Genomic DNA, 13,031 nt, shown 5'->3' on the forward strand with positions numbered 1-13,031 from the left:
TGAATGTGAAAAGGAATGATGAAGTTTGGTCAAAGTCATCAAGAACTTTGTAAAAGTCAATCAATACACCCGTCCCGGGCTGAAGCTTGCGGCAGTCAATGGAATTGTCATGCATTGGACGGCGACGCCCGGGGCTTCCGCTTTAAATGAGCGCAATTATTTCAATGGCACTTGCATTATTGACAAGCGTTATGCCTCGGCTCACTATTTTGTCGACCGCCATGAGGCACAGCATGTTATTCCCGATCAGGAAGTCGCTTATCATGCGCATGATCAAAACCGCTGCTATGTCAGCTTCCTGAAGCCGAATGCCAATACCATGGCGCTCGGGGTCGAAATGTGCGTGGAAAAAGACGGTACCATCCATGAGGAGACGATTCGCAATGCGGCAGAGCTTGTAGCTGATTTGTGCAAGACATACGGTTTGTCCACAGATCGGATTGTCCGCCATTACGATGTCACCAACAAAAGCTGTCCAACCCCGTGGGTGAAAGATGCCGGCCAATTGTCAGCTTTCCGTAAAAGAGTAGACGCCCTTTTGGGAACGAAAACCGTATCCGTGTCAGCTGCCTCCACCAGCAAAACAAGCTCATCGTCGGGCATTATACTCAAAAAAGGAATGTCAGGCGCTCATGTGAAAAAGCTGCAAACGCGCTTGATCGCGGCCGGTTTTTCGCTGCCCAAATACGGGGCGGACGGAAGCTACGGAAACGAGACGGTGCAAGCGGTTGCTTCTTTACAAAAGAAAGCGGGAATTAAAGCCGATGGCATTTACGGCCCGGCAACTGAAAAAGCCCTCACAGCCGCTGAAGCGTCAGCGGGCGGTAAGAGCAAGACATGGACTCTTCCCGCCGGCATTTATAAGGTGAAAAGCCCGCTGATGAAAGGAACGGCCGTCACACAAATTCAGACAGCCCTTGCGGCTCTTTATTATTACCCTGATAAAGGGGCCAAAAACCACGGGATCGACGGATACTACGGAGTGAAGACGGCAAACGCGGTGAAACGTTTTCAGTTGATGTACGGTTTGGGGGCGGACGGAATATACGGACCGAAGACAAAAGCGAAAATCCTTGCTCTCTTGAAATAAAGGAACTTTTAAAGTTCCTTTATATTTTTAAAATTTTCAAAAAATATATATTCACAACCATACTTGTATGGTAGTATGGCAGAGAGGAGGTGAGAGTCATGACAATGAAACAGTTAAACCCGCGGTCTGTCAGAGACCAAATCTATCAGATGCTGAAGGAAGAAATCATGAAGTTTCGGCTTGTGCCGGGTGAGCTGATATCGGAAAAAGAGATTTCAGAACGGTATGAAGTCAGCCGCACTCCGGTCAGAGAGGCTTTTTTGCAGCTGTCGAGAGAAGGGCTTCTCGAAGTCTATCCGCAGAAAGGAACCCGCGTATCGCTAATTGATCTTGATCTGGTGGAGGAAGCGAGGTTTATGCGGGAAAACCTGGAAAAGGCTGTGGCTGAACTGGCGTGTGAAGACTTTCCGGAGGAAGCTATGTTTAAGTTGGAGCAGAATGTGAAGATGCAGGAATTATCGATTGCACAGAAAAACTATGAAAGTTTGTTTGAATTGGATGAAGCTTTTCATCAGACGATTTTTGAAGGCTGCGGAAAAGCGAATGTTTGGGCTGCGATTCAGCAGATGAACGTTCCCTTCCAAAGAATCCGTTTATTAAGGCTTGCCGCCGATTTTAACTGGAATACCATTCATCAGCAGCACGGGGCATTAACAGAAGCGATTCGAACAAAACAGAAGGCGAAAGCTAAGAAAATTGCCGAGGAGCATTTGCAGCTGGTCATCGTCGATAAACAGATGCTCATTAATGAGTTTCCCGGTTATTTCAAAAGTAAGCGCTTTTAAAGGAGTGGTGATGTGAAAGCTGCGGTGATGACGAAGCCATTTTCAATTGAATTTCGCGACGTTCCGCGTCCCGAACCGGCCAGCGGCGAAGTCCTTGTCAAGGTAAAGGCCGCCGGGATTTGCGGCAGTGATGTGCATTTTTACGACGGTTCAAATCCATATGCACAGTACCCTCAGATTTTTGGTCATGAGCTCGCAGGCATCATTGAAAAAACGGGGGCCGGGGTGAGGGAGCGATCCGCGGGCGAAAGGGTCGTAATTGAACCGGCTATTCCGTGCGGAGGCTGTTACCCTTGTCGGAAAGGGAGGACAAACGCCTGTGTGAACATCGATATGATCGGATCGGTTCGCAGAGGAGGCTTCGCTGATTTTATCATTGTCCCGGAAACGCATGTCCATCCGATTCCTGAGCAAATGGATTTTGCAGCCGCAGCGTTGTGCGAGCCGTTTTCCATCGGAGCGCAGGCGGTTCGGCGGGCAGCTATTCAAACAGGCGAAACGATTGTCATATTGGGAATGGGTCCGATCGGGTTAACGATTTTGGCACAGCTTAAAAAGCGCTTTGACTCCCGTGTAATCGCTGTCGATCCCGTACGGGAAAGGCTTGAGCTTGCCGAAGCATTCGGTGCGGATGCCGTTATACAGCCTGGTGAAGAGGATGCCGAGCAAATGATTCTGAAGCTGACAGACGGAGAAGGAGCGGGGATTGTGTTCGAAGCGGCCGGGATTCCCGCGACGATTGAGCAATCCGTCCATTTGGCAGCTGCCGCCGGGCGCATTGTCATTGTCGGCTTAACGGGGGAAAATGTGACGATTCCGGGTCTTCTTCTCACAAAGAAAGATATTGAAATTTATGGAACAAAACACAGTGTCAATCAATTTCCCGACGTCATTCAATTTTTGAATGAAAACCCCGAAATAGCCCGATCTTTTGTCACTGAGATCATGCCTTTTACAGAAATAGAAGAGGCGTTGAAAAAAGCGAAAAACTGTCCCCATCAGGTCACAAAGATCATTTTATCTTATTGAATCGGTGAGGAGGAAGTGTGATGAAAATGGTTTTCAGATGGTATGGAGAAGGAAACGACTCCGTCACCCTTGAGCAGATCAGGCAAATTCCCGGTGTAGAGGGGATCGTTTGGGCGCTTCATCATCAGCCGCCAGGTGAAGAGTGGCCATTGGAAGAAATGTTAGAAGTGAAGCGGCAGTGTGAACAGCACGGTTTTCACATTGAAGTTGTTGAAAGCGTTAACATTCATGAGGATATTAAGCTCGGGCTGCCGACGAGAGATCTGTATATTGAAAAATACAAGCGAACGATTGAAAATTTGGCCAAAGCCGGCGTAAAAGTGATCTGCTACAATTTTATGCCTGTATTTGACTGGCTGCGGACCGATTTATACAAAAAGGCTCCAGACGGTTCCACCGCTCTGTTTTATGAGCACGCAAAGGTGCACACAATCGATCCTTTTGCGCTTGTCGATCAAATCGCCAAGCATCCCGAATTCACGATGCCCGGCTGGGAACCGGAGCGGCTTGAGCATCTGACAAGGCTGTTTGAAGCCTATCAAAATGTGACGGAGGAGGATCTGTGGAGCCATCTTCACTATTTTCTTGAACGCATCATTCCAACTGCCGCACGCTGCGGAATCAAAATGGCGATCCATCCCGATGATCCGCCGTGGCCGGTTTTCGGACTCCCGCGCATCATGACTTCAGGAGAAAGCATCGGGCGGCTTCTCCAGCTTGTCGATCATCCGGCGAATGGTGTGACACTGTGCAGCGGTTCATTGGGCGCAAATCCCGAAAATGATCTTACCGCCATGATCCATGCGTATGCCGACCGGATTCCATTTGCCCATATCCGAAACGTCAAAGTCTACGAAAACGGCGATTTTATCGAAACATCGCACAGAACAAAAGATGGCACAGTTGACATTTGCGGGATTGTCAAAGCCTATCATGAAACAGGTTTTTCAGGCTATGTGCGTCCGGATCACGGCCGCCACATTTGGGATGAAAAGTGCAGGCCCGGCTACGGTCTGTATGACAGGGCGCTCGGTATCATGTATTTATGGGGCATATGGGATTCGCTCAATAGAGAAAAACAGGAGGCTTCAAAATGCTTGAAATCCATGAAAATTTAGCGGGGAAAACTGCGGTCATCACAGGCGGCAGCGGGGTGCTTTGCGGTGCGATGGCGAGAGAGCTCGGCCGGCAGGGTATGAATGTTGCCATTCTTAATCGAACCGTTGAAAAAGGGGAACTCGTGGCCGAAGCTATCCGAAAAGCCGGCGGCGCAGCGATTGCCGTTGAGTGTGATGTCATCAATCAACGAAGCGTTGAACGGGCGAAGCGCGTTGTGGCCGACCGATTCGGCGGCTGTGATCTATTGGTGAACGGGGCCGGCGGCAATCACCCCAATGGCACGACATCAGATGAAACATTCAACTCCGAGCACCTCTTCCAGGACAACATCAAGACATTATTTGATCTGAACTGCGATGATGTCGGTTCTGTTTTCAATTTAAACTTCCTCGGTTCTTTCATTCCAACACAGCAATTTGCAAAAATGATGCTGAACCAAAAAGGGGCATCCGTGATCAATATTTCTTCAATGAGCGCTCAAACTCCGATGACGAAAGTGCCTGCTTACAGCGCTGCGAAAGCGGGCATCGACAATTTCACGAAATGGCTGGCCGTCTATCTGGCCGAAACGGGGATTAGGGTCAACTCCATTGCCCCGGGATTTTTCCTAACCAATCAAAATGAACGGCTTCTTCTTGATCAAAACGGCGAATTTACCGACAGGGCAAAGAAGATCATCTCTCACACCCCGATGAAGCGTTTCGGCAGCCCGGAAGATTTGCTGGGGACGCTGCTTTGGCTGGCGGATGAGAATATGTCCGGATTTGTTACCGGTATAACAGTGCCGGTGGATGGCGGGTTTACGGCTTATGCCGGTGTCTAAACGATGCGATAAAGGAGGCCGATACATGAAGCAGATTGTGTGTGAAAAGCCTTATCATTTTAAAATGACGGATGTGAAAATACCGGAACTTAAGGATGGGGAAGCATTGGTCCGCATCAAACGGATCGGAATTTGCGGGACCGATTTTCACGCTTATTGCGGAAAACAGCCGTTTTTCTCTTATCCAAGGGTGCTCGGACACGAGCTGTCCGGTGAAATTGTCAGCATCGATGATACCGACGGAACGCTTAAGCCTGGCGATCAAGTGTCAATTATTCCTTATTTGGAATGCGGAACATGCATCGCCTGCCGGCACGGCCGGCCCAACTGCTGCGTGAATCTGAACGTCCTCGGTGTTCATACAGACGGGGGCATGCGGGAATACATAAACATCCCGGCAGACCACCTGTTAAAAACAGAAGGATTAACGCTCAGCGAAGCTGCTGTCATTGAATGTTTGAGCATCGGTGCCCATGCTGCAGAAAGGGCAAATATCAAAAAAGGGGAAGCGGTGCTTGTCGTTGGAGCGGGTCCTATCGGGCTCAGCGTGATGAAATTCGCAAAATTGAAGGGGGCGAAAGTCATCGCGATGGATGTTAGAACAGAGCGCCTCACATATAGCCGTGAATGGGCTGAAGCCGATGAAGTTGTATTAGCGGGAGAACATGCGGCGGATGAGATCAAACGGTTGACGAACGGTGATTATCCGGCGGCTGTCTTTGACGCGACAGGGCACCTTGGATCGATGAACAGCGCTTATCAGTACGCCGCACACGGGGGCCGGCTGATCTATGTTGGGCTGGTTCACGGCCATCTGGTCATGTCCGATCCTGAAATCCACAAGCGGGAGCTGACCATTTTATCCAGCCGCAACGCATTAAGAAGCGATTTTGAGACGGTGATACAAGCCATCAGGGATGGCGGAGCGGATGCGAACCGGTTTGTTACCGGACAGATTGCGTTCCGCGATGTTGTTGACGGATTTCAATCAGCACTTGCTCCGAAAACCAATCCTGTGAAAGTGTTGATCCATCTGTAATACCACATAAAATGAAAGCGTTTTCTAAATTCCGGAAAGAGGGGGTTGCCCATGTTTTCAAACGGCCGCGGGTTTGTCATCGTGATGCTTTTTCTGGCGGGAGTGATTAATTATTTGGATCGTTCAGCATTGTCTGTCGCCGCTCCTTTTATTCAGGAAGATTTGAACATACGTCCGGCGCAGATGGGCATGCTGTTTAGCAGTTTTTTCATCGGATATGCCATCTTTAATTTTATCGGCGGCTGGGCATCAGATAAGTATGGAGCGAAACATACGCTGTCGGCTGCAATGGTCGTATGGTCGGTTTTCAGCGGGGCCATTGCACTGACATATAATTTCGTCTCACTGTTTATCATCCGCGTCATTTTCGGCATGGGGGAAGGTCCGCTGTCAGCTGCAACGAGCAAGTCGGTCAACAATTGGTTTCCGCAAAAAGAAAGAGCAAGGGCGCTTGGCATGACGATGTGCGGAACGCCGCTCGGCGGAGCCATTTCAGGACCGATCGTCGGATTGATCGCGATCCATTGGGGGTGGAAGGCTTCCTTTGTGTTGATCATGATCATCGGGCTTATCTGGACTTGGTTCTGGATGAAATTCATGAAAGATAAGCCGGACGACTCCCGCAGTTTGTCCCCTGAAAAAGAAGCGCGTCCGAAAAAGGATACCGGCATCCCGCTGTCTTTTTATTTGAAGCAGCCGACCGTGCTGTTTACGGCGTTCGCATTCTTTTCTTACAACTATATTTTATTCTTTTTCTTAACGTGGTTTCCGAGCTATTTAACGTCAGCCCGGGGGCTGAGCATACACGATATGAGCGTTGCAACGATGATACCGTGGGTTGTCGGATTTCTCGGTCTCGCGCTTGGGGGATTTATATCGGATTATCTGTTCAAGCTGACGGGCAAACAGATGTTTTCGAGAAAAGCCGTGCTTGTGTGCTGCCTTTTGGCTGCGGCGGTATGCATTGGATTTGCCGGGCTTGTCACGACTGCGTTTGGAGCTGTTGCCCTTGTCGCGCTATCGGTTTTCTTTTTGTATTTGACCGGCATCACATACTGGGCGATTATACAGGATATCGTTCATCCGGACAGGGTCGGGGGTGTGAGCGGATTCATGCACTTTCTTGCCAATACGTCCGGTATTATCGGTCCGACCGTTACAGGGTACATCGTCGAGTATACCGGGGCTTTCACAAGCGCTTTTTTGCTTGCGGGAGGGCTGGCGGTGGCAGGTTCTATTTGCGTCGCTTTGTTTGTGAAACCGATACGTTCTGAGAAGCTGCCTCAATCTGTTGCAGAAGGCGGACAGGGGCATCCTTTATGATGCACATACTGCTGAAGGCATAAAAAACCCCCTTCTCAGCAGGGAAGGAGGTTGAAAGTTCAGGCTTCACGGTTTGTTTTTTCTTTTGTTCAGCGTTTTAATGATTTTCTCGCTTCTTCTTCTGAGAAGAGAGGTATAGTCTGACAGGCCAAATTTTGCGAAATCGACGTGTTTGACTTGTTTTTTCAGTTTTTTCACAGCATCACCTAATTCAGCGCTTTTAGTTGATTGGTTTATTGTATGTATGAAACGGGAAAACGGAATAAGGACGGGAGAATTTTCCCGTCCTCGTTAAGCTTTTTTTCTTTTATACTCGCCGATCAGCCGTTCGTTTTGCCGGAAAATCCGTTCGGTATGGGGGCTGACTTCGTATTTCGCGATATTGGTTTTGGATTGCTTTTTAAACATTTTAAAGGCGAGGCGCTTTTTTGCGCTTTCATGGTCTTGCTGAAAAGCAGGCTCCATCAGTCGTCACCGTCCTCTTCGTTTGGTAGCAGAAGATCATAGATGCTTGTTAAAGAAGTAAACAGGAGGTAGTCAAATTCTGTGACAAGGTCTTCTGAGGTTAACTTCATGACATAGTCAAAATCGTGGATGGAAAAAGGAATGAGGACCATTTTTCCGTTTTCTTCATAATAAACGTCTTTGCGCTCAAGCTTTTCTTGAACATCGAAGCGGTTTTCCATATGCTCAAGCAAATGATCCTTGCTTTCTTCTGAATTATATTCGCAAAGTGCAGCGGATATATTCATTTTTTCGGCAAATCGTTTGATGAGCTTTTCGATCCCTTCTGCATATGCTTCTATATTTCCATAATAGATGTGGATCGGTTCGTTTTTCAATAGGTATTGAAACGTTTTCAGCCTGTTTTGATATGTGTGGAGGAGGTCGTTGTTTTCTTCGAGAAGCATTCTTGTGTCTGTCGCGAGTTCGGAGCTGCCGAGCTTTTTAAAGTAAGCGTTTAAGAAAATAAAAGCGTCTGTCAGCGTGAAAAAAACGGCAACGATCAGGTAATGAAGCGGGTTTGTGAAAATCGACTGCGGATCGTGCGTCCAATAAATCACGGCGCCGATAACATAAAGCAGGTACCACGTTTTTCGGATCGCGACCGTTTTTTCGGTGAGCTTTTTTTCAAAACGCCACACGGCAGCCACATACAGAGCCAGCGCCAATACAATGAGCCAAACAAGGAATTGATAAAATAGCAGCATAACTGGTTTCCCTCTTCCCGAGAAATAGTGCAGTTCCTATTCTATTGTTATGCCGGCTTTCTTTTAAACATGAAAACTCCCGTCCTGGATTCGGACGGGAGTGTGCTGATTAAAAGAATAAATCTAGTATGAAATAGGCAAATGCACCGATGGTTGCCGAAATGGGAAGGGTAATGACCCATGTGATCAACATCCGTTTTGCGGTGCCCCAGTTTACGCCTTTCACCCGGTGGGAAGCGCCTACGCCTAAAATGGATGAAGAAATGACGTGTGTCGTGCTGACAGGCAAATGGACGATCGTCGCACCAAAGATGATGAGGGCTCCCGTCAAATCTGCAGAGACACCGTTGACGGGACGGATCTTCATGATTTTTCCGCCGACGGTTTTGATGATTTTCCAGCCGCCGACAGATGTTCCGAGTCCCATGGCTGTGGCGCATGCAAGCTGCACCCAGAACGGGATGTCAGTTGTACTGTGCAAGTTACCCGCAATTAAAGCCATCGTAATGATACCCATCGCTTTCTGTGCATCGTTCGTGCCGTGTGTATAGGACTGTATGGCAGCTGTCGCGATTTGAACGCGCCGGAACCGCTTATTCGTTTTGGCCAGATTGCTGTTCTTAAAAATGACTTTGACGATGCTGTAGATCAAATATCCTAAAACAAACGCCAAAACGGGCGATAATATAAGTGCTTCGATAATTTTAATAAATCCGTGGTATTTAATCGCGGCGAATCCTTCCGATGCGATGACAGCTCCGGCAATCGCTCCGATGATCGCGTGGGATGAGCTGCTGGGAATGCCGAAATACCAAGTCACCAGGTTCCATGTAATGCCTGCGATAAGAGCTGCAAGGATCACGACCGATCCGTTTTCCAGTTTGAAAGGGTCGGCGATGTCGCTCGTAATGGTTTTCGCTACGCCTGTGAACGTCATGGCGCCGGCGAAGTTCATAACTGCCGCCATTATAATGGCGTGCCTTGGTTTTAACGCTTTTGTCGATACCGAGGTGGCGATCGCATTTGCCGTATCATGAAAACCGTTGATAAAGTCAAATGCCAAAGCAAAGATGACAATCAATATGGTTAATACAAATAAAAGATCCATTATAATCCCTCGTTACGCATTTTTCATTATGATGGTTTCTAAATTGTTTGCTACACTTTGGCATGAATCTGCGATTTCTTCTAGCGTCTCATAGATTTCCCTGTACTGGATCACTTTAATCGGATCGGTCTCTTTCCCGAAAAGATTCTTCAGCGATTTGCGGTGCAGGTTATCGCAGTTATGTTCGTATTCTTTAATTTTAATGGCGTGCGGCTGAATTTCTGTCAGGCGATTTTCCGCCAGCAATTCAATTGTCAACAGAATTTCTTTTGCGCATTCTCTGATATAGCCGCTGAATTTATCAATATGCTCATCTGAAGATGTGATCGAGAAGATTTCCATCATGGCTGAAAAGTGTTCGATACCGTCGAGTACATCATCGAGGCTGTTTGTAAGCTGAAGGATGTCTTCGCGTTCGATCGGCGTGATAAATGCTTTGTTCAGCTCCTTAATCATCGTATGTACATAATTATCTCCTTTTGTCTCATACTCTTTTAAGGTATCCGCGAATTCTTTAAGGGTTGTCTGATTCGTCACTTTATAGTTAACAAAATACTCAGCTGTTTCGTCTAAATTTTTTGCAATTTCCGTCAAAAGCACGGAAAACTTGTCTTTTTTTCTTTTCAACATTTGTAACCCTCCATTGTTTAAATGAGACAATGCACACATCAAAATATTATATAACTTTTTGTCGAAAAAAAACAGGTGCAGTCGAAAAAAACCATTTAATTTTTAGATATTCACATCTTTTAGGTGGGCGCAAGCACCAGCTGCCATCCGGGATTTTATGATGATAATAGGCGTTTTCTCCTTTCAGCTAATTGTGTAAAAAGTACGAATGACAGGATTTTTTTTAGGAATTTGGGAGTTTGGGTTCAAAAAAATAGAAAATTGGGAGTTTTCCTTATTTTCAGTTCACTTTCCTGTTATAGTAGTAATAAACTGGAAAGGAAGGTGATCTGATGAGACGGTTAGCTTTCTTAGTTGTTGCGATGTGCTTGGCGGTTGGTTGCTTTTTCAGTCCGGTGTCAAAAGCAGAAGGGGTTATGAGCGGCGGAGATGGTGATAAAGTCGCCGTCGGGAAAGACGGTATGGTGGCTACGGCCCATCCGCTTGCATCAAAAATCGGAGCTGAGGTGTTGAAAAAGGGCGGGAATGCCATTGATGCAGCAATTGCGATTCAGTATGCTCTGAATGTGACGGAGCCGATGATGTCGGGAATCGGCGGCGGTGGATTCATGATGGTCTACGATGGCGAGACGAAGGAAACGTCGATCGTCAACAGCAGGGAGCGTGCTCCACAGGGTGCCGAACCTGACATGTTTTTGGATGAAGACGGAAAGGTGATTCCTTTTTCAGAAAGGTCGAGACACGGAAATGCGGTCGGTGTGCCGGGAACGCTGAAAGGGCTCGAAGCAGCGCATAAAAAGTGGGGAACGAAGAAAATGGAAGACTTGATATCGCCTTCCGTTAAGCTTGCAGAAGAAGGGTTCCCGATCGATTCGGTTTTGGCCGATGCGATAAAGGACCATCAGGACAAGCTCAGCAAAACGGCCGCAAAGGATATTTTCCTTCCCGACGGTGAACCTTTGAAAGAAGGCGATATCCTCGTACAAAAGGATTTGGCCAAGACGTTTAAATTAATACGGAAAGAAGGGTCAAAAGCCTTTTATGATGGAGAAATCGGCCGGGCGATTGCAGATGTCGTGCAGGATTTCGGGGGTTCGATGACACCTGATGACCTGTCCCGCTATGAGGTCACAACAGATAAGCCGATCTGGGGCGAGTACCACGGCTATGATATCGCAAGCATGCCTCCTCCAAGTTCAGGCGGAGTGTTCATGCTGCAGATGCTGAAATTGATTGATGATTTTCATTTATCGCAATACGATCCAAAATCATTTGAAAAATATCATCTGCTCGCGGAAACGATGCACCTCGCCTATGCGGACAGGGCGGCATATGCGGGCGATCCGGAATTTGTCGATGTTCCGCTCTCAGGGCTGCTCGATCCCGATTATATTAAGGAGCGGCAGCAGCTGATCAGCCTTGATTCGATGAACCGCGATGTGAAAGCAGGCGATCCGTGGAAATACGAGGCGGGAGAGCCGAATTATGAGATCGTGCCTCAGCCTGAAGATAAGACGATCGGGGAGACGACGCATTTTACCGTCACGGACCAGTGGGGCAATGTTGTCTCTTATACGACTACGATTGAACAGCTTTTTGGAACGGGGATTTTAGTGCCCGGGTACGGACTGTTTTTAAACAATGAACTGACCGATTTTGATGCGGTTCCAGGCGGAGCGAACGAAGTTCAGCCGAATAAAAGGCCGCTTTCAAGCATGACGCCGACGATCGTTTTTAAAGACGAAAAACCGGTGCTGACTGTCGGTTCCCCGGGAGGAACGACGATCATTGCTTCCGTTTTCCAGACGATCTTGAATTATTTTGAGTACGGCATGAGCCTTCAGGATGCGATTGAAGAGCCGAGAATCTATACGAACAGCCTGACTTCTTACCGCTATGAATCGGGAATGCCGGAGGATGTCAGACTGAAGCTCAATGACTTCGGCCACAGATTCGGTGCGAATCCGGTTGATATCGGCAATGTCCAAAGTATTTTCATTGACCGGGAGAACAGAACGTTTATGGGGGTTGCCGATTCAAGCAGAAACGGGACGGCGGTCGGCGTCAACATTAAGACATCGGCTAAATAGCGGAAGCAAGGGCTTGGTCTAAGGCTTTTAGATCAAGCCTTCTTCCGTCTGTCAGCGGGGAAAAGAGGATTTTTTTCGAAAGAAGAGAAATATATTTTTTGAAAGCGTTTACTAAGTTGCGAAGGAGGGAGACCATGATTCACACGTTGGCAATTGGATTTTACCGCTTTTGCGAGTGGGTGATGCGGCTCGCCTATTTGAATCTGCTGTGGATCGGCTTCACGCTGGCGGGAGCGGTCATCTTCGGTTTAGCGCCGGCGACTGCCGCGATGTTCGCTGTGACAAGACAGTGGGCGCTGGGAAAGATGGATATCCCGGTGTTTCAGACGTTTTATCAGGCGTTTAAAAAGAAATGGGCCAAAGCAAGCGTTCTCGGTTTGATATTGGGTCTGGTCGGTTTATTGCTGATTGTTGATTTTCAAATTGCGGCCGCCTATTTTCACGATCAGCCGGTTGTCTTAAGTCTGTTCATCAGTTTGTTTATCATTTACGCCATCATCCTCTTTTACGCTTTTCCAATTGATGTCCACTACGATTTAAAACGGATTGCAGTGCTGAAATACAGCTTTATCATCGGCTTTTCCCGTCCGCTCACCTCGTTTTTCATGCTGATCAGCGCGTTTGGCATGATTCTGCTCGCTTTATTTCATGTCACATTTCTTCTATTCTTCAGCGGCAGCGCTTTAAGCTTCATTTTGACGAAGCTCTCGTTTCAGGCGTTCCGCGCAATAGACGGGCGCCGGACAGATAAACAGGCTGCCGTCACACGCTTGAAATGAAGGTG

Annotated in this window: 14 protein-coding genes; 9 read left to right on the forward strand and 5 right to left on the reverse strand. The window is 47.8% G+C overall.

Going from position 1 to position 13,031, the window contains the following annotated elements:
- Positions 1–25 precede the first annotated feature (25 nt).
- The 7 genes from KI350_RS09370 to KI350_RS09400 all read left to right on the forward strand — a co-directional run bounded on the left by KI350_RS09370 (position 26) and on the right by KI350_RS09400 (position 7,208).
- Positions 26–1,090, forward strand: coding sequence for a peptidoglycan recognition protein family protein (locus KI350_RS09370; RefSeq protein WP_035338923.1), 1,065 nt, complete (start codon positions 26–28; stop codon positions 1,088–1,090).
- Between the two features lie 98 nt (positions 1,091–1,188).
- A complete protein-coding gene (locus KI350_RS09375) occupies positions 1,189–1,875 on the forward strand; it encodes a GntR family transcriptional regulator (protein ID WP_065643292.1) in 687 nt (228 codons plus the stop codon).
- Between the two features lie 12 nt (positions 1,876–1,887).
- A complete protein-coding gene (locus KI350_RS09380; protein ID WP_023856729.1) occupies positions 1,888–2,904 on the forward strand; it encodes a zinc-binding alcohol dehydrogenase family protein in 1,017 nt (338 codons plus the stop codon).
- A 20-nt stretch (positions 2,905–2,924) separates the two neighbouring features.
- Positions 2,925–4,022, forward strand: a complete 1,098-nt coding sequence (gene uxuA, locus KI350_RS09385) for a mannonate dehydratase (RefSeq protein WP_025811596.1) — start codon at positions 2,925–2,927, stop codon at positions 4,020–4,022.
- Positions 3,998–4,846 (forward strand): SDR family oxidoreductase, encoded by an 849-nt coding sequence (locus KI350_RS09390; RefSeq protein ID WP_023856787.1) that lies wholly within the window; start codon positions 3,998–4,000, stop codon positions 4,844–4,846. Before uxuA ends, KI350_RS09390 begins: the two co-directional genes overlap by 25 nt.
- A gap of 25 nt (positions 4,847–4,871) precedes the next feature.
- Entirely contained in the window at positions 4,872–5,885 is a 1,014-nt protein-coding gene (locus KI350_RS09395) for a zinc-binding alcohol dehydrogenase family protein (RefSeq protein WP_065643293.1), read from the forward strand.
- A 51-nt stretch (positions 5,886–5,936) separates the two neighbouring features.
- Entirely contained in the window at positions 5,937–7,208 is a 1,272-nt protein-coding gene (locus tag KI350_RS09400) for an MFS transporter (protein ID WP_026579844.1), read from the forward strand.
- 66 nt (positions 7,209–7,274) lie between these two features.
- Here the strand turns inward: KI350_RS09400 and KI350_RS23010 are convergent, their stop codons facing one another.
- From KI350_RS23010 to KI350_RS09420, 5 genes are all read right to left on the reverse strand, one after another.
- Positions 7,275–7,406, reverse strand: a complete 132-nt coding sequence (locus KI350_RS23010) for a hypothetical protein (RefSeq protein WP_023856733.1) — start codon at positions 7,404–7,406, stop codon at positions 7,275–7,277.
- Positions 7,407–7,499: 93 nt separating this feature from the next.
- Positions 7,500–7,673 carry a type II toxin-antitoxin system SpoIISB family antitoxin gene (locus KI350_RS09405; RefSeq protein WP_023856734.1) on the reverse strand — a complete coding sequence of 58 codons (174 nt, stop codon included), beginning with the start codon at positions 7,671–7,673 and terminating at the stop codon, positions 7,500–7,502.
- On the reverse strand, positions 7,673–8,419 hold the full coding sequence (locus tag KI350_RS09410) for a type II toxin-antitoxin system SpoIISA family toxin (RefSeq protein WP_023856735.1): 747 nt from the start codon (positions 8,417–8,419) through the stop codon (positions 7,673–7,675). Before KI350_RS09410 ends, KI350_RS09405 begins: the two co-directional genes overlap by 1 nt.
- A 109-nt stretch (positions 8,420–8,528) precedes the next feature.
- Positions 8,529–9,527 carry an inorganic phosphate transporter gene (locus tag KI350_RS09415; RefSeq protein ID WP_023856736.1) on the reverse strand — a complete coding sequence of 333 codons (999 nt, stop codon included), beginning with the start codon at positions 9,525–9,527 and terminating at the stop codon, positions 8,529–8,531.
- Between the two features lie 12 nt (positions 9,528–9,539).
- On the reverse strand, positions 9,540–10,157 hold the full coding sequence (locus KI350_RS09420; protein ID WP_023856737.1) for a DUF47 domain-containing protein: 618 nt from the start codon (positions 10,155–10,157) through the stop codon (positions 9,540–9,542).
- Between the two features lie 332 nt (positions 10,158–10,489).
- On the opposite strand from KI350_RS09420, the gene ggt reads away from it, so the two are divergent.
- Positions 10,490–12,247, forward strand: coding sequence for a gamma-glutamyltransferase (gene ggt / locus KI350_RS09425; protein WP_025811589.1), 1,758 nt, complete (start codon positions 10,490–10,492; stop codon positions 12,245–12,247).
- A 134-nt stretch (positions 12,248–12,381) separates the two neighbouring features.
- Positions 12,382–13,026: a YesL family protein gene (locus tag KI350_RS09430; RefSeq protein ID WP_065643294.1), complete on the forward strand. Its 645-nt coding sequence runs from the start codon at positions 12,382–12,384 to the stop codon at positions 13,024–13,026.
- The last annotated feature ends 5 nt before the right edge of the window (positions 13,027–13,031 follow it).

This window comes from Bacillus sp. J41TS8, from assembly GCF_018333035.1.
In the GTDB taxonomy this organism is placed as follows: Bacteria; Bacillota; Bacilli; order Bacillales; family Bacillaceae; genus Bacillus; species Bacillus paralicheniformis.